Genomic DNA, 22,455 nt, shown 5'->3' on the forward strand with positions numbered 1-22,455 from the left:
AAATCTGCTAAAAGATTTTTACTAGAAGTTTAGAGGTGAAGTTTTCCTTTTATATAAATTTCAGGATCCTCATCCTTTGAAATTTTCAAATAATAATAACCCTTAGAATCCATTAATGACGAGGAATAAGGAAATTCTTCATTGTTTTTAATATGAATTCTTTCTTTTACTATTATTTGTGGTTTTAAAGCTTTTAATTTCTTATAAAACTCATAATCTTCTTTGGTAAAAATCATTTTAACCAGACAAAAATTTTCAGCTTTTGTATTTACTTTCTTTAATTCTTGTTTTAAAGAACTTTGAATTAAGAGTTGTAAATAATCAATGCCATAAGAATGATATGCTAATACATCACGCCAACCTCCTATGCGAGTTGCAATTTCGATTACAGATAGCTTGTTTTGTTCTACCCCCCCCCTGTTAGTACTAGTTTTGAGTTTAATCTCTATATGAGAAGCCCCAAAATTAATCTTGAAAGCATTTAGAACTTTAATAATTTCGTTTTGGATAAAATTCTTTTGGTAATTAGTTATTCTTGCAGGGATAAGATGCTGTGTCTCTAAAAAATCATTTGCAAATTCACCTTCTCTTAAATATTCTTCTGTGATAGCTATAATTTGATGTTTACCGTGTGAACTAATAGTTTCTACGCTAAATTGCCTACCTTTTAAAACTTCTTCGGCTAAAACGATTTTATTGTAAGAAAGTTCTTTAGCTTTATAAAAGTATTTTTTTAAATTTTCTTTATCAAATACTTTTACAACTCCTCTTCCAGCACTTCTGTCACTTGGTTTTATAACAACAGGGAATTTGATAATTTGTTCTAAATCTTTTTCATCTTTGAGTATAAAATATTTAGCATGGTTAATATTATTTTTTTCAAATATTTTTTTCATTAAGCTTTTATCTGTGGTATTTTTAGCACATTCATAAGAATTAGTTCCAAGATCAAGCTTTTCTCCAATGTAGCATGCTGTTAAATTTCCAAGTTCTGTGGCTGCTGTAGCAATACCTACTATATTAAATTTGATAGCTAATTCCAGAATTTTTTCTTTATCAGCAATAGAAATAGGATGAAAATAATCTGCTAAGTTTTTACAAAAACAATTTTCATTGTAGTCAAAAACATGAGTGATAAAATCTTTTTTTGCATGTAACACTAAATCTGCTTGTAAATCACCACCACCAATAATAAAAAAATGTTTGTTTTTCATGAAAACTTTCTATATTTTTGTTATTTTATTTTTATTATAGCAAAATATTTATAATATAATTATGCAAAGTATAGATGATATTACTTGGTATATTTTAATATTTAAGGAAAGAAATGAAATTTTGTAAAAAATGTGTAATGCCAGATACTAAACCTGATTTACATTTTGATGAAGAAGGAGTTTGCGATGCTTGTCGCTCTCAAGAAGTTAAGAATTATGAAATTGATTGGAAGGCAAGAGAGAAAGAATTTTTAGAACTTGTGAAGAAATATAAAAAGCATCCCGCTTATGATTGTGTTATCGGAGTAAGTGGCGGAAAAGATTCTACTTTTCAAGTAGTTAAAATGCTTGAACTTGGACTCAATCCTTTGTGTGTGTGTTTTGAGCCTAGCGTGCCTACGAAAATAGGGCGTAACAATTTAGAAAATTTAAATCGTCTTGGCGTGGATTTGATCCATATCAAGCGTGATCCAAAAGTTTATCAAAAACTTGCTCGTGAAGCTTTTATAAGAACAGGGGATAATGAATGGCAAAACCATTTGGGAATTTTTACTTCTGTTCCACGCATAGCGGTAAATTTTGGAGTGCCTTTGATCATCTGGGGAGAAAGTCCGCAGATAGAGTATGGCGGTCCTGCGAGTAGTAAAAATAAGAATATTTTAGGTAGAGAGTGGCTTGAAGAATTTGGTGGACTTTTAGGAAATCGTGCTTCTGATATGCTTGGGGTAAATGGCATCACTGAAAAAGATTTATTTTTATATACTTATCCAAGTGATGAAGAACTTGAAAGAGTAGGGGTTACAGGGCTATTTTTAGGGTATTATTTTAAATGGGATTATAAAAAAATTCTTGAAATTTCTAAAAAATATGGTTTTTTAACTCTAGATCATCCTGTTGAGACTACTTATGAAAATTTTGAAAATTTAGATTGTTATTCTAATCATGTGCATGATTATTTAAAATACTGCAAATATGGTTTTGGTAGAGCAACGGATAATGCTTGTTTGGATATTCGTTTAGGTTATATCAGCCGTGAAGAAGGGGTGCGTTTGGTGCAAAAATACGATGGCAAACCCCCTAAAAAGGCTATTAAAAAATACCTTGAATTCAGTGGTTTTAGCGAAGAGGAATTTCAAAAAATAGTAGATTCTTTTACCAATAAAAAAATCTTTAAACGCGATGAAAATGGTAATTTTTTAAGAGATTATGATGGTTCTTTGGTAAGAAAGGATGAGTGTATTTTAAAATGATAGCACTGATTGATTATAAAGCTGGAAATTTAAACTCAGTTGCTAAAGCTTTTGAAAAAATAGGAGCTAAAAATTTCATAGCTCAAGATCCAAAAGATTTGCAAAAAGTAGATAAGTTGCTTTTACCTGGAGTGGGATCTTTTAAAGAAGCGATGAAAAATTTAAAAGAGCTTGGTTTTATAGAAGCTTTAAAAGAGCAAGTTTTAGTACAAAAAAAACCTATTTTAGGTATTTGTTTGGGAATGCAGCTTTTTTTAGAAAAGGGCTATGAAGGTGGAGTTTGCGATGGGCTTGGTTTTATAGAAGGTGAAGTAGTCAAATTTGAAGAGGATTTAAATTTAAAAATCCCACATATGGGTTGGAATGAGCTTGAAATTTTAAAACAAGATCCTTTATATCAAAGTATAGGTAATAAGAGTGATTTTTATTTTGTGCATTCTTTTTATGTGAAATGCAAAGATGAATTTGTAAGCGCTAAAACGCAATACGGACATAAATTTGTCGCATCTTTACAAAAAGATCATATTTTTGCGACGCAATTTCATCCTGAAAAAAGTCAAAATTTAGGCTTAAAACTTTTAGAAAATTTTATAAGGCTTTAAATGTTAAAAACTAGAATTATCCCTTGTGTTTTACTAAAAAACGGACAACTTGTTAAAAGTATAGAATTTAAAGATTTTCGTACTATAGGACACTTAACTTCAACGATGAGAATTTATAATGCGCGCAATGTTGATGAGCTTATTATCTTAGATATAGAAGCTTCAAAAAGTGGAGAAATAGACTTTGAAAGTATAGAAGATCTTGCTAAAGAATGTTTTATGCCTTTAACTATAGGTGGCGGGATAAAAACTCTTGAAGATATACAAAAGATTTTAAACTTAGGTGCGGATAAAATTTCTATCAATTCTAAAGCCTTAGAGGATATGGATTTTATAAGCAAAGCGGCTAATCGTTTTGGTTCTCAATGTATAGTTTGTTCTATAGATGTTAAAAGAAAAGGGGATCAATTTTGTGTTTATGATAGGGGAAATTTACTTGAAAAAAGTCCTTTAGAACTTGCTTTAGAATACGAAAAAAAAGGAGCCGGAGAGCTTCTTTTAACTTCTATAGATTTTGAGGGAAAAGCAAAGGGTTATGATTTGGAACTTTTAAAGATTTTTCAAAATAAACTTAAAATTCCTCTTATTGTCAATGGAGGACTTAGTAAACCAAGTGATGGAGTTAAGGCTTTAAATTTGGGTGCTGATGCTTTAGCGGGAGCTTATATTTTTCATTTTTCTAAGTACACTCCTAAGGATGTGAAAGAAGAGTTAGCCAAGCAAGGCTTTGCAGTGAGATTGCTTTAAATAAATATAGTAAAAATTTTTATCTTCATCATAAATAGTAAAATGGTTTTGTTGATATAATTTTAAAGCTTTGTGATTATTTTTAAAAACATAGGCTTTAAGAGTATCTACTTTTAAAATTTCAAAAGCGTATTTTATAATTTCATTCATTAAAATTTGTCCTACACCTTTTAAATTAGGTTTTGCATAAAGTCCAAATTCGCAAGATTTAGCTGCGATATTGATAAAATCAATCACACCAATAATCTGTTCATCTTGAAAAACTAAAAAATATTTTTTACTAGAATCTTGATGTAAGCTTTTTATAAATCTTAAATGCTCTTCAAAATCAATTTGTTTTGTTTTCATAAATTGACTAATATAAATATCATTACGCCATTTAAAAATTAGATCTATTTCTTGTGAATTTAGTTCTATAAAATTTTTAAGTTTTATCAATACCTATACTCCACTTCATAACCTTTTTTAACAAGCCAAGATGCTGTAGGTTCTTGATTTTTAACATAACAAATAGCTTTGAAATTTGCCTTTAAAAGTAAGGCTTCATTGACTAAAGAGCTTGCACTGATGATGAGTTTATTACTTTCATTCATTAATTTTGCAAGATTTTCATAATCGATAAATAATCTAATATTGTCATGTAATTTTGCAAATTTTTGTAATTTTTTAAGATAGGGATTAGAAGAGCTAGTTGCAATGCTTATGATTTTTGTTTTAGGTAATTCACTAGCAAGTTCTATGGAAAGATTTTTTATATCAGTTCCGCCCATGCAGATGAAAAAATCATATTTTTTTTCTCTATTTTCTTTGGCTTCTTGGTAAAATTCTTCTCTGATTAAGGCATAAGAAAAACCGCATCTTACTTCGCATTTAAAAGGCACTAAACCTTCATAATCACTTGCTTTTGAGTAAGCATTGACATTGAGTAAAATATCACAATGATGAGGCTTTATTTCATCATCAAAGCTTAAGATTTTCACCCCTGTTTCAAGTTTAATGAGTTTTTCATCATCTATGCTGATGCCATAGTGATCAATAATAAGAAGTTCAAATTTTTCTTCTTTGATAAGATTGATAAGCTCGTAGATACTTTCACTGTTAAGCTCATAAACAGGATAAGGAATTTCATCGATCAAAGAGCCTTCTAAAGGCAAACAAGCAAAACTTACATCGTTATATTGTTTAGCTAAGACTAGATCGCGTTTAATGTGTCCAAAGCCTATTTGGCTTGAACTATCGCTCCTAAAAAGCACTTTCATGATTTACCTTATAAAGTATTTTTGCAAATTCTAAATCTTGCATGGTGTCTATATCGCAAGCTAAATTTCTTGGTAATACAAATACACTAGAATGAGGTTTAAACATAAAATCTTCTTCAAGCCAAGCTTTACTTGTACCAAAATAAAAAGCCCCTGCATCATGATAAGCTTTTGTTAAGTCTTGTGAGCGACTTTTATAATGTTTTTCATCAAACATATAAACTTGATTGTTTTCATTCAGATAAAAGGCCCTTTGTATAGGATACTCAAACTCAGTAGCAGCAAATAAAAACTTGCTTTTGTTTTGAATAAATTTTTCATAGGCTTGTTTTAAAATGTCTTTGTTTAGCAAAGGAGCAGTAGCATAAAGGCAGCAAACATTATTATAAAATTTATTTTGATTTTGTAAAATTTCTATGGTATTTTGCACTACAGCAGTGCTTGAAGCATAATCATCGCTTAAATTTTTATCACGCACAAATGGAGCTTTTGCACCGTATTTTAAGGCTACTTCTATGATTTCTTCATCATCGCTTGAAAGTATTACTTCATCAAAAATGCCTGAATTTAAAGCATTTTCTATGCTATAAGCGATTAAAGGTTTACCTAGAAAATCAATGATGTTTTTTTTAGGAATTCTTTTTGATCCACCGCGTGCAGGGATTATGCAAAGATTTTTCATAGTTATGCCTTATTTTGTATTTTTATTGCTAGAATTTAAGTATAATTGTCTTTAAAGTACAATAAAACTAGGATAAGGGTAAATATGCTCATAAATCAAACTTTTGAAATCGATTCTTGTGATGATGTAGAACTAAATATCAAAAGAACCAGTAAGCTTGAATACCGTATAAGTTATGATGATGAAAAAGAGATTAAAGCCATAGTTTTTATAGTAGGTGGTTTTGGAGCTAATGCAAATATTTCTTTTTTAGATTTTGATAGGGAATATATTGCTAAAAATTTTGATGTTGTAGCGGTGCATGTTTTTTATCATTGTTTTTGCGCAAGACAAAGTATTGATCAAAAGTACAATCCAAAGCTTATTCCTAATCAAGATGATTTAGAGCGTGTAAATGGTATTTTAAAAAATATTAATTTAGGACACTTGTTGGCTAATGAAAATAATTTTGAGCAAATTATTCCTCTTATAGAACAAAGAGCTGGAGAGATTAAACAAGCAGGCTTAGTTGATGAAAGTCAAAAAATAGAACTTTTTTGCGATTTTGTCCCACCTAATGGAGATTATCAAAACTATGGCATTATGGCAGCTATTGATCATATCAATGCTTTAAAAGATCTTGTTAAACGCTTTCCAAAATTTGCAGATTTACCAAAAATTTATGGGGGGGGGTCTTATGGAGGATACCTATCTTTACTCATAGCAAAAATAGCTCCTTGGTATGTGGATGGCGTGATTGATAATTCAGGACCCGCCTTGCCTCCTTTGAAATTTATATTGGGAAGGGAAATTGATTTTCCTGAATTTGTTTTTAGTTTTAAAAATCTGAATTTGTATTGTTTTTTAAAAAAACATTGGACATGCAAAGAAAATGCGTTATATTTTTTCAATGATGTAAATTATATGATAAGGGCGTTGTTAAATTTAAAGCATCTGCAAATTTTATCTGAAGTTTCAAAAAATATTATTTTTATAACTTATCATAGCGCTAAAGATGTTGGAGCGCCAGCTAAGGATAAGATCATGCTTTATGAGATTTTTAATACTTTAGGTTTTGATGCTACTTTAAATTTGATAAAAGACGAAAGTCAAATAGATGGAAGATTTATAAAAGATTTAAATCATGGTATGAGAATCACTGATAAAGCTTTATTTAGAAAAGAACTTCCCTTAATGCTTGAAAAATTGCAGAAAAGAAAATCTTTTATGCAAGAAAATTCTATCTCCTATCCTTGTAGCGATAAAATTTTTACTTTTAAAGATAAGGAAAATCAATTTATATTGGAAAATCTTTAATTTTTATAAAGGCTTGTAGATTATAAAAATCTATATCTAAAGCCATTATATTAAAGATAATTCCAGATCCAAAGCTTGATAAAACATATTTTTCAACACCCCCCCCCCACATTTTTACATGCGTTTTTTCTTGGTTTTGTTTATAAAGACAAAGTTCTATAGGTAGATTACTAACTTTACAATCTGCATAGATTTTAAATGTTTGATGAAAACATGGGAAATTTTCCATATGTAAGTTTTCTAAATTTTTTTTGAAGAAAAAATCATTAGGTGTATGAAAAAAGAAATTTGATATTTTTGTTTTATCAATGTTAAAATAATCAAAAAAATCATTAAAAAATTCAGGATAGTTTTCTGATATAAAGTTAAAAAACAAGGTGTTATTAATATACAAATACTCATTGAAATTTGTATTGTAAGCATTAAGAGGCAATGTTTCTTCCAAAGTATATTGACTGTATATTTCCTGAGAAAAATAAGTTTTTTGTGTTGTATTTTGAGATTTTTCGATTAAAATTGCACATGCGCAGTCACTATGTGTAAGATAGGATATTTTGTCGTTTTTTATATCTGTTTTTTTGCTTTTTACGAGACTTGTAAGAATGATTATTTTATGGATATCGGGATTATCTAGCATTAAAAAAGCTTGCATGAGTGTTTGTAAAAAACCTGAGCAAAATGTTGTTGTATCTATACATACAGTTTTTTTGCTTAAATTTAAATTTTTATGTATAATGCTTGATGTTTGAGGTGCAAAAAAATCAGGTGTATGCGTAGCAAGAAAAACTATATCTAATTCTTCTTTTGAACATATATTATTTTTAAATAATGTATTTAAAGCTTCTGTAGCTAGGTCGCTTGCAAATGTATTTTCATTAGCTATATAGTGAGATGAAAAATTAGAAGTTTTTTTAAGAAGTTCAAATTTATTCTTTGTTAAATTACATAATTGTAGCTCTTCATCTATAGAAAGAGTATTTTTTGGAAGTATTACGCTAATAGCTTTAATATTATGAGAATTTAATGTAAGTTTCAATTTGAAATCCTTTGATATTTATTTGCTATAATAACATAAATATTTGTTTTAAGGCAAGATAATGACAGCATATTTTCATATAGGCAATCCTAAAACAGGAAGTACTGAAATTCAAAGTTTTTTTGTTAAAAATGAATTTTTAATTTTAAATCAAGCTTATATTTATCCAAAAAGTCTTAGAGTAGCAAATAGACATTGGGCTTTAGTGGATATGGTTTTAGAATTGGTTCAAAAAGAAGATATTTTAAAAAAAAAGAGTGTTTTAAGTCATATTACAAATGAAAGACTTCTTAGAACTATAGAAAATTTTAAAAGCGAAAGCGCTTTACATAAAGATAAAAAATTTATTTTTTCATGCGAGGGTATAGTTTGGGATTTTTCCAGCAAAAAACATGTAGAAATTTTAGAGAAAATCATGAGAGAATTGGGTTTTACTCAAATTTATATTATTGTATATTTTAGGGATACTTTGGGTTATTTAAATTCTCATTGCTCTCAAGATCATAAGAATAATATGGGATATTATTCTGCTGATTTTGCCCCACAAGATCATCCTAGAAAATATATTTTTGATTATGAGTGGATTTGCAAAACTTATGCTGAAGTATTTGGTGAGGAAAATTTGATAGTAAGACTTTTAAGAGAGGATTATGTAGGGGGAACTTTGCTTAAAGATTTTACTTATCATTTGGGACTTGAATGGGATGAAAGTTTTATTCTTAAGCAAACTAAAAATGAAAGTTTTAACCTTTTAGGAATGGAACTTATGTCAAGATTAAATCAAAAAGATCTAAAGCAAGATAATCTTAATTCTTTACTTTTTATAGCCAGAAGAAAGTTTGAAGGTACTAAAGAAAAAAGATTAAAATTTGCTGTGCAAAAAGATATTGCTAAGGCTTATGTGGATTATTTTGCTTCTTCGCTTGAATGGGTAAAAAACAAATATTTCCCGCATAAAAATTCTCTTTTTACTCCTATAAATTGGGAAGAATATGAACAAAATTATACCTTAACTCACACACTAAGTAAAGACTGGGATGATGTGGCGGATTTTATAGCACAAATTATTGTTTCTAAAAATGAAATCATCAGTTCTTTAAAAGAACAGCTTGAACTTGCAAGGAAAGATTAGTCTTTCATTGCGGTTTCAAGCATTTTTTTGATATTTTCAAAGCTTTCGAAATTTTCAGGCGTAATAAATTCTGCTTTTAAAGGTTTTTTATAAAATTTTTCTATTTCGGCAACTAAGGCCATGATATCAATACTATCGATAAAATCTTCACTTACTAAATTTTGCATACTTTCGTTGATATCTGTTCTTTCTATATTGATAAAAAATTGTTTGATTTCTTGCATTTTTATTCCTTTGTGATTTTTAAAATGGTATTATCGCTTAAATTTAAAATTAAATCAAGTTCGTTGATTTCATAAAGTAAAATTCCCTTTCTTCTCCTAAAAGTTTTATTTTTGGTTTGGATACCCCGCTTAAAGCACCACAATCCATAGCTCTTAAAAATCTAGAGATTTTCTCTTTATCCCAAGCAAGTTCTAAGTAGCCATTATTAGGTAAATCTGATTTTTTGTGATACTCCCCCCCCCCGCCATTTGAAGTTTGAACTTTAAAGATCTTATTTTTTAAATTTAGCAAAGTCTCTTTAAATGAAGTTATAGCAAGATTATGTTGTACATTTAGAAGACTTAAAGCGGTAAAACTGCTATTAAGTTTAATTTCTTTTTGGGTTAAAATAGCACCTGTATCAATACTTTCTTCAACCATGTGCCAAGTAATTCCTGTTTGTTTGTCATTTTCCCATATACTCCAAATTCTTGCATTGCATCCTTTATGAAAAGGCAATAAAGCATTATGATAGTTTATAATGGTATTGTTTTGAACGCATTCTTTTTTGAAAATATACGAATTATTTGCACTAATGATAAGGCAGTTTTTAAGATTTTTACAAAAATCATCTAAATTTTCTAAATTTTTTAAAAAAATCACTTCTTGATTAAAAAAATACTAGCTATTTTTTGACATTCTTTGACGACTTTTCCTGTACCTATAATGTAGATGTGTGAGTAAGTCATTAAAAATTCCTATAAAATTTTGAATTATTTAATTTTAATTCTTTATAAAAAGCTTGTTCAAACAAGTTCATTTAAAACTTTCCTATCAATTTTACCATTTTGATTGAGTTTAAATCTATTTAGCTTGATAAAATTTTTAGGGATCATATAGCTAGGCAATTTATCTTTTAGAAAGGTTTTAAAGTCAATTTCTTCATCGCTTTCATAAAAACAAATAATATCTTCCTTAAAAATACAAGCACAATTTTTTATATTCGTATGAGAATTTATCACGCTTTCTATTTCTCCAAGTTCTATCCTATGCCCCATATATTTGATCTGATTATCCGCTCTTCCATAGCATAAAAGTTCGCCAAATTCATTATAAGAAACAATATCTCCTGTTTTATAGAGTAAATCTAAATAATTGTCATGCAAAGGATTTTGTATAAAAGCTTGTTTTGTTTTTTCTTTATCATTATAATACCCTAAAGATAAAGAAGTTCCACGTACAAAAAGTTCCCCTTTAACACCCATTTGCTTAGGACTGATAAAATCCATATTTTCATCAAAAACTAAAAGTTCCGTGTTTTTACACGCTTTGCCTATAGGTAAAAGTTCTTCGTCTTTAAAATTGCGATCCACTATATAAAAAGAACATACATCAGTAATTTCTGTTGGCCCATAAAGATTAGCAAATAAAGCATTTGGTAAGTGTTTACGCCAAATATTTAGTTGTTTATTGGGCATAATTTCACCACAAAAAAGTATCTTTTTTAAATACTTTAAATTAAAGTTTGTTAAAGCTTCAGTATTCGCAAAGTAAATTAACACCGAAGGTACCCAAAATATAGTGCTTACTTTTTCTTTTTCAAGGTATTCTAAAATTTTATTTGGAAAGGCAAAAAGATGATTAGGTAAAAGGTGCAAAGTCGCTCCTGCTTTTACACTTGAAAAAATATCTAAAATGCTATTATCAAAATAAAATGGCGCTTGATTGGCTAAAATTTCATTCTCATCAAATTTAAAAGTCTCACACACCCAAAAAGTGTAATCAATCACACTTTTATGTGCTATGCTTACTCCTTTTGGAATGCCTGTACTACCACTTGTAAAAAGAACATAGAGTAAATTAGTATCTATGTGTTTTTCTTTTGCATTTTTTATTAAACTCTCATCTATATCAAAACTTTCAAAGTCTTGTGTATAAAGCGTAGGTAAATTTAAGTTAAAATTTAAATCCTTTGAAGTAATAAAAAGCTTAGGTTTTAAAACCTCTATAACTTTTTCTACTCTTTCTTTAGGACTTTTTTCATCTAAAAGGGTATAAAAATTTCCACTTAATGCTACCCCAAAAAAAGAAATCAAACAATCAATTCCTTTAGGCAAGATGATTAAAACAGGAGCTTGAATAGGATTATCGCTTCCTAAAGTTTTTAAAATTTCACTAGAAAGTTTTTTGGATAAAAGATCAAAATTTTTATAAGTAATTTCTTTTCTTTCTTTGGCAAAAGGTTCTACGAAAGCAGTTTTATCATTAAAATTGATTAAACTTTTTTCTAAAAAATCGTAGATATGAGCTGTCATGATTTACCTTTTTAGTTTTTTGTATTATAATATCGATAAATTAATAAAAAGGCCTTTATATGCTCATAAATCAAACCTTTGAAATCGATTCTTGTGATGATGTAGAACTAAATATCAAAAGAACCAGTAAGCTTGAATACCGTATAAGTTATGATGATGAAAAAGAGATTAAAGCCATAGTTTTTGTCATAGGAGGTTATGGAGCTAATGCAAATATATATTTTTTAGACTCTTATAGAAATTATATCGCTAAAAATTTTGATGTAGCGACAGTAAATGTTTTTTATCATTGTTTTTGTCAAAGGCGTTCAGATGTTGAGAAATATAGTGCAATTACAATGTTTACAAAAGAGGATGTGTCAAATTTATCTCAAGCTTTATTAGACATAGGTATTAAGATAGATGTTGATATTCAAAATGCACAACAATGTTACGAATTACTTAATCAGAATATTACTACTTTAAAATCACAAGGAAAACTAGCGCAAAATTATCAAGCGAAATTTACTTCAACTTTTGTCCCACCTAATGGAGATTATCAAAACTATGGCATTATGGCAGCTATTGATCATATCAATGCTTTAAAAGATCTTGTTAAACGCTTTCCAAAATTTGCAGATTTACCAAAAATTTATGGGGGGGGGTCTTATGGAGGATACCTATCTTTACTCATAGCAAAAATAGCTCCTTGGTATGTGGATGGCGTGATTGATAATTCGGGTTCAGCTTTGCCACCTTTGATTTATATTTTAGGAAGAGAAATGGAGAGCGGTTGTGATTATGTATTTGATGATCCAAATACTTTGATAGAATGTTTTGTAAAAACCCGCTGGACACGTAAAGAAAATTCACCTTATTTTTTTAATAACGAAAATTATTTTATTAGAACATTATTAAATAAAGATCATTTGATTTTACAAAGTCAAAAAAATAAAAATATCATTTATGTGAGTTATCATAGTAAAGAAGATCCTTTAACTCCAGCAAATTTTAAAGAACAAACCATGCAAATATTAAAAATTTTAGGATATGATGTAAGCTTAAATTTGATAGATGAAAATAAAATTGATGGAAAATTTATTAAAAATTTAGATCATGGTTGTGGTATACCTGATAAAGCCTTATTTAGAAAAGAACTTCCCTTAATGCTTGAAAAATTGCAAGGAAGAAAATCTTTTATGCAAGAAAATTCCATCTCTTATCCTTGTGGAAATAAAGTGTTTACTTTTAAAGATGTGAGAGATAAATTTGAATTAGAGATAAAAGATTAAAACCTTAAAGGTTTTAATCAAGCTTTGCTAAATCGATTAAATCACTCACTTTTTGACAATTTTTCAAGTCCTCGGCTGTGATTTTTAAAGCAAAAAGATTTTTGTAAAGTACCATCACAGATACAAAAGCCAAACTATCCCACTCATCTATATCATCAAGTAGCATATCCTCGTTTAAGTCTTCATCTCTATGCATAGCTTCTTTAAGCTCTTCTAAAAATTCAGTTTTTGTCATTATTTCTCCTTTGTGTAAATTAAAATATCTTTTTTGTATAAATCCTTAAAATTTAACACCGCACTTCCCCAGCTAAGTCCTGCACCAAAAGCACTTAAACTCGCTTTAAATTCTTTTGGAGTATCTAACTCGCAAAGTAGAGCAGGTAGTGAACAAGCGCTTAAATTAGCGTATTTTTCCATGATGAAATTAGGAACTTTATCATCATTAAGTTTTAATTCTTCTTTAATGCAATCAATCAAATACGCATTAGATTGATGAAAAAGATGAAAAGCAATGTCTTTTTCTTCTACCTTGGAAAATTCTAAAATTTCTTTAAAGCTTTTAGGTTCGCATTCTAAAGCCATATTGAAAATATTTGCTCCGTCCATATAAAGATTTTCTAATTGTCTAAATTCCTCAGTTTGCATGAGTGAATCGTCATTAAAAATATCTGCTTTAGGTATTCTCATCGCACCTTTTGGAATGATGAGTTTATCAAAATATTTCCCATCGCTTCCAAGTTTAAAAAAAGCTTCGTTAAAATCTGTTTTTTCAATCAAAGTTGCACTTACTCCATCACCAAAAATAGGAGCTAAATTCATATTTTTAGGATGGATGAATTTGCTTAAAGTATCCCCACAAACGAGTAAAATTTTACTTAAGCCACTTTGTATTAAAGAATGAGCGACAAATAAGCCGTATAAATACCCTGCACAAGCTTGTCCTAAATCAAAAGCTATAGTTTTAGAACTTAAATTTAAAAGCTGATGTAAATAACAAGCCGTAGAAGGCATGAAAAAATCAGGACTTTGAGTTACTACGATGAGTGCATCAAGGCTATTTTTATCTATATTTAAACCTTGCAAAAGTGTATTAGCTGCGTGTTTTCCAAGATCGCTTACACAAGTGTTTTCATCGCAAATATAACGCGTGTTTAAGCCTATGACTTTTTTCATTCTTTTAAGGGTTTTGATATCGTTTGAAAAAACGCTTTCTAACTCATCATCAATACAAATTTTATGTTCAGGTATGCTTACGCAAATGCCTGAAATTTTGGCTTTATCAAATCTAGTTTTCATGGATTATAAGTCCTTTAAAATTTAAATTTTGAAATGAAACAAGGGCTGAGTTTTTTTCAATTTCTTTAGAAATTTGTTCTAAAAAGTTTAAAAATGGCATATTTCTTTCGCCTTTTTGATAATAAAGCTTTGCATTATTATTTTTAAGATCAAAGAAATTTAAAGCTAGTTCAAAGGCTTTAAAAAACATTCGAGCTTCAAGTTTTCTACCTAAAGCCCTACAAGAAATGCAAAGATCATCGATAAATAAATTTCCTTCTTTGCAAGAAAAAACAAAAATAGCGATAATCCCACTATCGCTTAATTTATCACTCATGCTCACACTTACAATGAGTTCTTTTTGCATATATTGTGCGACTTTTTCTTGGTTTAAGCGTGTGTAATTAGCGATAAATTGATTGGTTTTGCCTAAAAGTTCACTAATGCGAGTGATATTTTGCAGATCATTTTTGCTAAAATTTAAGCTGATTTTCAGATTTTGAAAATATTCTTCATCGCTTAAACTTTTAAGCTCTTCTCTTAAAGCATTGGCTGCTATATCTTTGGCACGAATTTGATCTTCTTTGGTATTTGAAAGTTTTAAAAGATTAGGAAAAAGCTTGATTTTATAAAGTATATTTTCATCGCATAAAAGTGTTTTAACACCTGTAAATTTGGTATTTTCAAGCTCGGCGATATTATCATCTATAAAAAGCATAGCATTAGTATTTATATTAAATTTTTTAGCAATTTTTAAGATATTCTCACCCTTTGGTTCCCAATTGATCATTCTAACATCAAAATCATTCCATTGTAAGATGAAATCTCTCCTTGTTTCAAAAAGTTTTTTTACGTCTTTTTCTTCATTTTTTGAAGCTAGGGCAAGTAAAAAGCCTTGTTTTTTAAAAGTTTTAATTTTTTCTTGTAAGGTTTTGTGCAAAGGACTTAAATTAAGATTATCTATACCCTCTTCACCTAAAATTCCTTGATACAAGGTATTATCAAGATCAAGCACAAGGGCTTTAAGAGCAGGTTTTATGAGTGCAGGGATGAGGCTAAGTCCTAAAATTTGTGCTAAGAAAATCAAGGCTTTATTATTAAGTTTAGAGCCTGTAAGTTCTTCTTTAGCTAAGTCTAAAATATCTTCTTCATCAAAATACTCTTTTATGAGTTTTTCCACATTAAAAATTTCGCAATTTAAAATTTTTTTATCTGTTTTAAATTCTCCTAAACTAAGGACTAAAATAGGGCTTTGTGAAATTTTTCTTAATGCTAAAAGTCTTTCTTCTAGAAAATTTTGCACATTATTTTTATAGCGGGTTAAATCCAGCCATAAAAGTTCCAAATTAGCTTCTTTAAAATTATCAAAACTCAAGCTATCATCATAAGAGCTGAAATTAAAATTAGCTTTTAAATTGTCAAAATGTAAAAAAGGAGCAATGATACTTTGCACTCCTTCAAAGGCATGATTTCTATGGATATTGATAAGAAGATCTTGACTTTTACTAAAGTCTAATTTTTTGGCAAATTTTATAAGTTCATTGCGTTTTAAATGGGATGAAAAAAGATTCATTATTTTTCCAAAACTACTGCCATAACAATGGCATTTTTTGTTTTTAATGCTTTTTCTAAAGAATAATTATTTGCCATAAAATATTCGCATTCTTTGATTTTTAAACCTGCATTTTTAAGCAAATCTTTAACTTCATCAGGATGAGAAAATAAATAAATATGGTCAATAGCAGGAGCGTTGATAGGGATGGTTGCAAAAATTTCTCCACCATCATTCAGTAAAGTTTTTACATCTTTCATAAACTGTAAAGGTTGTTCTACGTGCTCCAAGACTTCTCCCATTACAACTAAATCTGCTTTATTGTTGAAATTGCATTTAGTGAAATCTTTACATATAAAATCACATTTAAAATTATTTTGATTAATTGCTCCAAATTGATTTTCTACCATATCTTTGCTCATTTGACAACTTATAGGAGAAATATCTATTCCATAATATTCTATAAATTTTTGACTTCTTAGTGCTTTAACAAAAAATTCTCCATGACCAGGACCGATTTCAAGATAAGTGCTTTTTCGATCTTGTTTTTTATCTATATATTTAGCAAAATATCTTCTAACTTCAATATGAGCATTCCAAATAAAAGAAGATATAGCAAGTCCCACCATGTATTGCTTCATATAATTTTCATTGAAATATACTATATTTTCTACTTCTGCTAAAGTGCTATATCTATATTTTCCAAATTCTATAAAATATTTAGTTTCTTCTAGAGTGTCATTGAGTACAACTATATAACTTTTAGCTTGTTCTTCTAGATTGATGTTCAATGTATCTTTATAATAGATGATAAGTTTTTCTAAATCATTATATTCTTCATCTGAAAGTTGTAATCCATCTAAACATTTTTTATGCAAAACATTTTTTTCTTCTATGAGTTTAAATAGTTTTTTAGTATTTTTTAACATAATTTCTCCTTAATAGCTTTTAAAAGTTCATTTTGAGATTTTAGCCGACTTAATTCGTCTTTGCTGAATTTGATTTCAAATTCCTCTTCTAAACTCATGATGATATCAATATGAGCTAAAGAAGTCCAGTTCTTGCAATTTTCCATGCTTAAATTTGTATTTTCATCTACTTTGATTTCAAGTATATTTTCTAAAATTTCATAAAATTGTTTTTCCATATGTATAGCACTTTCTTAAGAATGTTGAAAATTAATATATTGTATCATAAAATTTTTCATTAATTATAAAATATTTTATTTAGGTTTTAATATGGAAAAGATAATACGATTTATAAATTTCTTAGAGTTAAATAAAGATGATTTTATTTTATTTACAGGGAATTTAATGCAATTTTTACAAAACATAGATGAAGATAATAGAAAAAAATTAAATTTTTTATTAGATTGTATGAAAGATAATGTAGATACACTAGCTATTCATACTTTTAATTGGGATTTTTGTAAAGGTTTGGCATATGATATTTTAAATTCTAAATCACAAACTGGAGCTTTAGGTAATATAGCTCTTAAAAGAGATGATTTTAGGAGAACAAAACATCCTATTTATTCTTTTGCGGTTACTGGAAAATTTCAAAAAGAACTTGTTGCACTTGAGAATAAGGGAGCTTTTGATAATAATTCCCCCTTTGCTTTTATGTATAAAAATAATACAAAAATGATTATTGTAAATTTGCCTTTGCAAGATTCTTTTACCTTTGTGCATTATGTGGAAGAATGTTTAAAAGTGGATTATCGCTTTAACAAAAGTTTTGAGGCTTTATATACAGATGAAAAGGGATTTACGCAATTAAAAACTTATGATATGTTTGTTCGCAAAGATGGAGTTTTAACGGATGTTAATGGTTTGGAAGATCTTTTTATAAAAGAAAATGTGATGGAACTTAAAAAATTTGAAAATCTTTGCATTAAGAAAATTGATTTATCTAAGGCATATGACATAATTGTTAAGGATATTAAAGATAATCATGCTAAAAATTTAATGAGTTATGTTTAAAAGTTTATATTCTAAGATTTTTACCAAAAGTTCTTTAAATTCATAAGCTTGTATATTTAAGATATTGGCTATATCGATGATATCATTTTTCCCATCGCAATAAGCTAGAAAATTACAAGCCAAAGGAATGTCATTAGCAGTGCTAAGAGTATGATATAGTCCTCTTTTGCCAAGATTGGGCTCGCATACTATGGTGTTTTCATATACGGCGTTGATTTCTAGATTTAAAATCATTTCTTGCATACTTTGAAGTCCACCCATTAAACCTTTTTTGGAGATAAAATTGAGATCATCTTTGCTAGTGTGGTATTGTTTATACTCTCCATACTTGGTGCGACATACCCCTACTATGCCAAGATTTACAAGCGGAGCATTGTATTGTCTTTCATCGCTTCCACGATCTAAAAAACTAAATGCTTTAAAATTTTCTTTATTTTTAAGCGTATGCAAGGCAACTTTATCGCTTAGAGTATTTTCTTTAGCTGTGTGTATGAGCGAGTAGGCATGATCATCACCTAAGCAAGAAAGCACAAAGCCTGCTTTAACATGTTTTTTTAAATGCTCTAAATGTTTGCTAAGATAGACTATAGAGCCTATGGTTTCAGGGATGATGACAAAGCGGTAATTATATCTTCTTTCTTTTAAACTCAAGAGCCATTTTGCTAGGAAAATACTCACCACAGGACCACTGAGTTCATTATTTGCCATGGAAGGATGGCAAAGATAGGTTGAAATTAAAATTTCATCTTTTGAGTTTTGCGTACTAGGTAGGATAAAATCAGCATAATCCAAAACTCCATTTTCATCATGTTTTGCATCGATATAGACTTTGTATTTGCCTTTTTTGAGCTTTTTTCTTTCGTTATGTGTGAGACAAAATCCCCAACGCCTTTTATAATAACTTGTTACGTAAGGGATGGCATCGGGCATTTTTTCTATGGAGTAAAGATGATCTTGAAGTTCTTCAAGTTCGATTTCTTGATCGATGGCTTCGCTATAGTTTAGAAGGTGTAGATTATGCTTTTTAAAATCACAAATTTTTTCTCCTTCTGGAGTGATGATATAAGCTTCTTTGGCGTTCCATTCATCAGGGACTATCCAGTCAAAAACCTTTGTGCCACTTTTTATAGAGTGAAATTTGAGTATACCCCCCCCCGCCAGAGTTTTATTTAAAATTTCTAAGCTATCTCTAAAGCCTTGCCCTGTGATACTTCTAGGGATAGGAAAAAGTTCACAAGCTAGTTCATACATAGCTTTTCCAGTTTGGCTAAAATCTTGACTTCTAAAGTCTAGCTTATCCACAATATCCCTTTTTAACTTTTTCAAGAATACTAAATAAAGTATCTTTTACAAATTTTGCATCTTTTAAACTCATTTCTTGGTGACAAGGTATGCTAAGCTCGGCTTTGTAAAAATTATCCGCATTTTGAAGTTTTATTTCTCCTAAGAGTTTTTTATAAAAACTAAACTCATAAGTTGGTTTATAATGTACCTGTACGCCAATTCCTGCATGAAGTAAGCTTTCAAAAAGTTCTTCTTTTTGACAATAAAACTCAGGAAAAAGCAAAATAGGATATAAATGTCTCGAGCTTTTTTTATAGTCTTTGATTTTTATCGTAGAAAAATAAGGATTTTTTTCAAATTCTTTATCGTAAAAACTTGCGATTTCTTCTCTTTTTTCAAGATTGTGATCGAGTTTTTTAAGCTGATTTATCCCTAAAGCACAAGCAACATCACTTAAGCGGTAATTATAGCCAAGTTCTACCATATCGCTATCCCAAAGCCTTTTTTTAACGATGCCATGACTTCTTAAAAGCTTGATTTTAGCTATAAGCTCTTCATTATCGCTTACCACAGCTCCACCTTCAAAGGTAGTGATAGGCTTAACAGGGTGAAAAGAAAAGATAGAAAGATCGGCTTTTTTTCCTACTTTTTCACTTTTATACAAAGCACCTAAAGCATGGCTTGCATCATCGATTAAAGGAATATTGTATTTTTTAGCAAGGTTTGAAATTTCATCCATTTCAACGCTATTGCCCGCAAAATCTACTACGCTAATAGCTCCTATATTTTTGCTATCTTTTAAAAGTCTTGCTTCTAGTTTTTTTTCATCGATATTGCCATTGTTTTTAATGTCGATAAACTCTATCTTAGCCCCAGTCATTAAGGCTGCATTAGCCGTAGCAGCGAAGGTTAAAGGAGTGGTTAAAACGATTTTTTCTTGGACACCTAGTACTGTGTAGGCAAGATGAAGGGCTGAAGTGGCTGAGTTTAATACACAAGCGTGTTTTACACCCACATATTCACAAAGGGCTTCTTCAAATTCATCTACCTTTTTACCTCCTGTTAAAATTTCATCTTTTAAAGCTTTTATAAGTGTATCTATATCGCTTTGATCGATGTTTTGATGAGAATAAGTAAGCATTTTAAAAACCTTCGGTGTGATTGATGATTTCTAAAAGTTCTTTTTCGCTTGCCCATAAAGGATTGTTATCCGAACTATAAGAAAAACCATCTTTTACTTTTTGTCCTTTTTCGCCTATGGCATTGATACTAAAGTCATTATCTTTATCTACAAATTTAATACTTGGGCTTATAGCATAGTAGTTTTCAAATTCATAGGTTAAATGACTATCATCGCTTGAAATCATGATTTCATGTAGTTTTTCTCCTGCTCTTATGCCTATGATTTTATGGCTTAAATTAGGAGCTAAAGCATGGGCTAGATCGGTGATTTTCATCGAAGGAATTTTAGGGATGAAAATTTCTCCTCCGTGCATTCTTTCAAAATTACTCAGTACAAATTTCACTCCATCTTCAAGGCTGATCCAAAAACGAGTCATTCTTGTATCGGTAATAGGAAGTTCTTTAGCTCCTTCGCTGATGAGTTTTTTAAAGAAAGGCACTACTGATCCTCTTGAGCCAACAACATTGCCATATCTTGTAACGCTAAAGCGTGTTTGTTTGTTACCCGCTATGTTGTTTGCAGCGACAAAAAGTTTATCACTTGCAAGTTTGGTTGCGCCGTATAAATTCACAGGATTGCAAGCTTTATCTGTACTTAAAGCAATGCATTTTTTAACCCCATTTTCAAAACACGCATCAATGACATTTTGTGCGCCATGGATGTTGGTTTTTATACATTCCATAGGGTTATACTCAGCAATAGGCACATGCTTCATCGCAGCAGCATGGATAACAAAATCCACATCACGCATAGCAGCACTTAAACGTTCTTTATCTCTTACATCTCCTATAAAATAACGCATACAAGGTTTATTAAAAATACTTGCCATTTCAAATTGTTTAAGCTCATCGCGAGAATAAATGATGATTTTATTAGGTTTATAGTTTTCTAGCAAAACCTTAGTATAGGTTTTTCCAAAAGAGCCTGTTCCGCCTGTGATTAAGATATTTTTTCCATTAAACATTTTGCTTTCCTTAATCTTAAGTTTTTTTAAAATTAAAGCAACAAGTGTTCCTATTTTAAAATTCTTGGCAAGGTTATGCCAGTTTGGGCCTGATACTTGCCTTTTTTGTCTTTATAGGTGGTGTCGCATTTTTCATCGCCTTGCAAAAACAACACTTGTGCTATGCCTTCATTGGCATAAATTTTTGCAGGTAATGGAGTGGTATTTGAAATTTCTATAGTGATATGCCCTTCAAAACCTGGTTCAAAAGGAGTAACATTGACGATGATACCGCATCTTGCATAAGTGCTTTTGCCAAGACAAATAGCTAAGACATCATCAGGCATTTTAAAATACTCTATAGTTCTAGCTAGGGCAAAAGAATTTGCAGGAACTATACATACATCGCCTTCAAAATCTATCACATTTTCTTCTACAAAATTTTTTGGATCTACCACGGTTGAATTAATATTAGTAAAAATTTTAAACTCACGTCCTACGCGTATATCATAACCATAGCTTGAAAGTCCATAACTTACTACACCTTTTCCTATATTTGCTTCGCAAAATGGTTCGATCATCTTGTGTTCTAGTGCCATTTTTCTTATCCAATTATCCGCTTTTAAGCCCATTTTTAACCTTTTAATATTTGTAATTTTTTATAAGGATTATAACCTAAAAAATCTATATTTTTTATGATTTTTTTCTTTTTTAAAGTTAAATTTTAAGTTTTTTTATATAATACAAGATTAAGTTCTTAAATTTTAGGAGAATTTTATGACAAAAGAAGAAATTAAAGAGTTAGTAAACCTTTTTGCTGAAGCAAATATTAGTAAAATTAAGATCAAAGAACAAGATGGTTTTGAAATAGAACTTGAAAGAGATATGTGTTGTGACGTTCCAGCTCCTGTTTGTCCTCCAGCTCCACAACCTATCAATGTAAGTGTTGTAAATGAAGCTCAACCTAGCCAAAGTGCAAAATCAAATAAACCAAGTATAAACAGCCCTATGGTAGGAACTTTCTATCAAGCTCCAAGCCCAGGTGCAGCACCTTTTGTAAAAGTGGGCAATACGGTTAAAAAAGGCGATACTATAGCTATTATCGAAGCGATGAAAATTATGAATGAAATTGAAGCAGAATTTGATTGTAGGATTGTTGAAATTTTAGTTGCTGATGGACAGCCTGTGGAATTTGGAATGCCTTTATTTGCGGTGGAGAAATTATAAA

24 protein-coding genes and 1 pseudogene are annotated in these 22,455 nt (G+C 29.6%); 8 read left to right on the plus strand and 17 right to left on the minus strand.

Annotated features, from left to right (window positions below):
* Positions 1 to 29: 29 nt before the first annotated feature.
* The gene (locus tag ACOTU8_RS00175) at positions 30 to 1,214 is read right to left on the minus strand and encodes an ATP-grasp domain-containing protein (protein WP_422341266.1); all 1,185 of its coding nucleotides are present in this window, start codon (positions 1,212 to 1,214) and stop codon (positions 30 to 32) included.
* 113 nt (positions 1,215 to 1,327) lie between these two features.
* Between ACOTU8_RS00175 and pseA the strand changes: the two genes are divergently transcribed.
* From pseA to ACOTU8_RS00190, 3 genes are read left to right on the plus strand one after another with little or no spacing between them, the layout of a single operon-like run.
* A complete protein-coding gene (gene pseA, locus ACOTU8_RS00180) occupies positions 1,328 to 2,464 on the plus strand; it encodes a pseudaminic acid biosynthesis protein PseA (protein ID WP_422341267.1) in 1,137 nt (378 codons plus the stop codon).
* Positions 2,461 to 3,066 (plus strand): imidazole glycerol phosphate synthase subunit HisH, encoded by a 606-nt coding sequence (gene hisH / locus ACOTU8_RS00185; RefSeq protein ID WP_422341268.1) that lies wholly within the window; start codon positions 2,461 to 2,463, stop codon positions 3,064 to 3,066. Before pseA ends, hisH begins: the two co-directional genes overlap by 4 nt.
* Entirely contained in the window at positions 3,067 to 3,813 is a 747-nt protein-coding gene (locus ACOTU8_RS00190) for a HisA/HisF-related TIM barrel protein (RefSeq protein ID WP_422341269.1), read from the plus strand.
* Here the strand turns inward: ACOTU8_RS00190 and pseH are convergent.
* Genes pseH through pseF form a run of 3 tightly spaced genes read right to left on the minus strand, consistent with a single transcriptional unit; the run spans position 3,778 to position 5,754 of the window.
* Positions 3,778 to 4,251, minus strand: coding sequence for a UDP-4-amino-4,6-dideoxy-N-acetyl-beta-L-altrosamine N-acetyltransferase (pseH, locus tag ACOTU8_RS00195; RefSeq protein WP_422341270.1), 474 nt, complete (start codon positions 4,249 to 4,251; stop codon positions 3,778 to 3,780). The genes ACOTU8_RS00190 and pseH overlap by 36 nt on opposite strands.
* Complete coding sequence (pseG, locus tag ACOTU8_RS00200) at positions 4,248 to 5,072, minus strand: UDP-2,4-diacetamido-2,4,6-trideoxy-beta-L-altropyranose hydrolase (protein WP_422341271.1); 825 nt, start codon at positions 5,070 to 5,072, stop codon at positions 4,248 to 4,250. Before pseG ends, pseH begins: the two co-directional genes overlap by 4 nt.
* Positions 5,056 to 5,754 carry a pseudaminic acid cytidylyltransferase gene (gene pseF, locus ACOTU8_RS00205; protein ID WP_422341272.1) on the minus strand — a complete coding sequence of 233 codons (699 nt, stop codon included), beginning with the start codon at positions 5,752 to 5,754 and terminating at the stop codon, positions 5,056 to 5,058. Before pseF ends, pseG begins: the two co-directional genes overlap by 17 nt.
* Before the next feature lie 84 nt (positions 5,755 to 5,838).
* On the opposite strand from pseF, the gene ACOTU8_RS00210 reads away from it, so the two are divergent.
* Complete coding sequence (locus ACOTU8_RS00210) at positions 5,839 to 7,050, plus strand: DUF2920 family protein (protein ID WP_422341273.1); 1,212 nt, start codon at positions 5,839 to 5,841, stop codon at positions 7,048 to 7,050.
* Here ACOTU8_RS00210 and ACOTU8_RS00215 read toward each other — a convergent pair.
* On the minus strand, positions 7,031 to 8,086 hold the full coding sequence (locus ACOTU8_RS00215; RefSeq protein ID WP_422341274.1) for a 3-oxoacyl-ACP synthase: 1,056 nt from the start codon (positions 8,084 to 8,086) through the stop codon (positions 7,031 to 7,033). The two genes, ACOTU8_RS00210 and ACOTU8_RS00215, sit on opposite strands and share 20 nt — an antisense overlap.
* 61 nt (positions 8,087 to 8,147) lie before the next feature.
* Between ACOTU8_RS00215 and ACOTU8_RS00220 the strand changes: the two genes are divergently transcribed.
* Positions 8,148 to 9,218 carry an acyl carrier protein gene (locus tag ACOTU8_RS00220; RefSeq protein ID WP_422341275.1) on the plus strand — a complete coding sequence of 357 codons (1,071 nt, stop codon included), beginning with the start codon at positions 8,148 to 8,150 and terminating at the stop codon, positions 9,216 to 9,218.
* On the opposite strand, the gene ACOTU8_RS00225 is transcribed toward ACOTU8_RS00220, so the two are convergent.
* From ACOTU8_RS00225 to ACOTU8_RS00235, 3 genes and pseudogenes are all read right to left on the minus strand, one after another.
* Positions 9,215 to 9,442 (minus strand): acyl carrier protein, encoded by a 228-nt coding sequence (locus ACOTU8_RS00225; RefSeq protein WP_422341276.1) that lies wholly within the window; start codon positions 9,440 to 9,442, stop codon positions 9,215 to 9,217. The genes ACOTU8_RS00220 and ACOTU8_RS00225 overlap by 4 nt on opposite strands.
* Before the next feature lie 2 nt (positions 9,443 to 9,444).
* Positions 9,445 to 10,171, minus strand: a pseudogene (locus ACOTU8_RS00230) (formyltransferase family protein).
* Between the two features lie 57 nt (positions 10,172 to 10,228).
* Positions 10,229 to 11,737, minus strand: a complete 1,509-nt coding sequence (locus ACOTU8_RS00235) for an AMP-binding protein (RefSeq protein ID WP_422341277.1) — start codon at positions 11,735 to 11,737, stop codon at positions 10,229 to 10,231.
* 59 nt (positions 11,738 to 11,796) lie between these two features.
* Between ACOTU8_RS00235 and ACOTU8_RS00240 the strand changes: the two genes are divergently transcribed.
* Positions 11,797 to 13,008 (plus strand): DUF2920 family protein, encoded by a 1,212-nt coding sequence (locus ACOTU8_RS00240; RefSeq protein WP_422341278.1) that lies wholly within the window; start codon positions 11,797 to 11,799, stop codon positions 13,006 to 13,008.
* Positions 13,009 to 13,021: 13 nt separating this feature from the next.
* Here ACOTU8_RS00240 and ACOTU8_RS00245 read toward each other — a convergent pair whose 3' ends face one another.
* From ACOTU8_RS00245 to ACOTU8_RS00265, 5 genes are read right to left on the minus strand one after another with little or no spacing between them, the layout of a single operon-like run.
* Positions 13,022 to 13,243, minus strand: coding sequence for an acyl carrier protein (locus ACOTU8_RS00245; protein WP_002786077.1), 222 nt, complete (start codon positions 13,241 to 13,243; stop codon positions 13,022 to 13,024).
* A complete protein-coding gene (locus tag ACOTU8_RS00250) occupies positions 13,243 to 14,304 on the minus strand; it encodes a beta-ketoacyl-ACP synthase III (RefSeq protein WP_422341279.1) in 1,062 nt (353 codons plus the stop codon). The genes ACOTU8_RS00245 and ACOTU8_RS00250 overlap by 1 nt, the downstream gene beginning before the upstream one ends.
* A complete protein-coding gene (locus ACOTU8_RS00255; protein WP_422341280.1) occupies positions 14,294 to 15,856 on the minus strand; it encodes an HAD-IIIC family phosphatase in 1,563 nt (520 codons plus the stop codon). Before ACOTU8_RS00255 ends, ACOTU8_RS00250 begins: the two co-directional genes overlap by 11 nt.
* Positions 15,856 to 16,764, minus strand: a complete 909-nt coding sequence (locus ACOTU8_RS00260) for a class I SAM-dependent methyltransferase (RefSeq protein ID WP_422341281.1) — start codon at positions 16,762 to 16,764, stop codon at positions 15,856 to 15,858. Before ACOTU8_RS00260 ends, ACOTU8_RS00255 begins: the two co-directional genes overlap by 1 nt.
* Positions 16,758 to 16,982, minus strand: a complete 225-nt coding sequence (locus tag ACOTU8_RS00265; protein ID WP_422341282.1) for an acyl carrier protein — start codon at positions 16,980 to 16,982, stop codon at positions 16,758 to 16,760. The genes ACOTU8_RS00260 and ACOTU8_RS00265 overlap by 7 nt, the downstream gene beginning before the upstream one ends.
* 91 nt (positions 16,983 to 17,073) lie before the next feature.
* Between ACOTU8_RS00265 and ACOTU8_RS00270 the strand changes: the two genes are divergently transcribed.
* Complete coding sequence (locus ACOTU8_RS00270) at positions 17,074 to 17,817, plus strand: AAC(3) family N-acetyltransferase (RefSeq protein ID WP_422341283.1); 744 nt, start codon at positions 17,074 to 17,076, stop codon at positions 17,815 to 17,817.
* On the opposite strand, the gene ACOTU8_RS00275 is transcribed toward ACOTU8_RS00270, so the two are convergent.
* The 4 genes from ACOTU8_RS00275 to dcd are packed head-to-tail and all read right to left on the minus strand — an operon-like array spanning position 17,800 to position 21,859.
* Positions 17,800 to 19,119: a DUF4910 domain-containing protein gene (locus ACOTU8_RS00275; RefSeq protein ID WP_422341284.1), complete on the minus strand. Its 1,320-nt coding sequence runs from the start codon at positions 19,117 to 19,119 to the stop codon at positions 17,800 to 17,802. The two genes, ACOTU8_RS00270 and ACOTU8_RS00275, sit on opposite strands and share 18 nt — an antisense overlap.
* The gene (pseC, locus tag ACOTU8_RS00280) at positions 19,112 to 20,242 is read right to left on the minus strand and encodes a UDP-4-amino-4,6-dideoxy-N-acetyl-beta-L-altrosamine transaminase (RefSeq protein ID WP_422341285.1); all 1,131 of its coding nucleotides are present in this window, start codon (positions 20,240 to 20,242) and stop codon (positions 19,112 to 19,114) included. The genes ACOTU8_RS00275 and pseC overlap by 8 nt, the downstream gene beginning before the upstream one ends.
* Before the next feature lies 1 nt (position 20,243).
* Positions 20,244 to 21,248 carry a UDP-N-acetylglucosamine 4,6-dehydratase (inverting) gene (gene pseB / locus ACOTU8_RS00285; protein ID WP_422341286.1) on the minus strand — a complete coding sequence of 335 codons (1,005 nt, stop codon included), beginning with the start codon at positions 21,246 to 21,248 and terminating at the stop codon, positions 20,244 to 20,246.
* Positions 21,249 to 21,298: 50 nt separating this feature from the next.
* A complete protein-coding gene (dcd, locus tag ACOTU8_RS00290; RefSeq protein ID WP_422341287.1) occupies positions 21,299 to 21,859 on the minus strand; it encodes a dCTP deaminase in 561 nt (186 codons plus the stop codon).
* A 145-nt stretch (positions 21,860 to 22,004) separates the two neighbouring features.
* Here dcd and accB point away from each other — a divergent pair, with 145 nt between their 5' ends.
* A complete protein-coding gene (accB, locus tag ACOTU8_RS00295) occupies positions 22,005 to 22,454 on the plus strand; it encodes an acetyl-CoA carboxylase biotin carboxyl carrier protein (protein WP_038401555.1) in 450 nt (149 codons plus the stop codon).
* The last annotated feature ends 1 nt before the right edge of the window (position 22,455 follow it).

Origin of the sequence: Campylobacter jejuni (assembly GCF_049221745.1) — a bacterium.
GTDB lineage: Bacteria > Campylobacterota > Campylobacteria > Campylobacterales > Campylobacteraceae > Campylobacter_D > Campylobacter_D jejuni_E.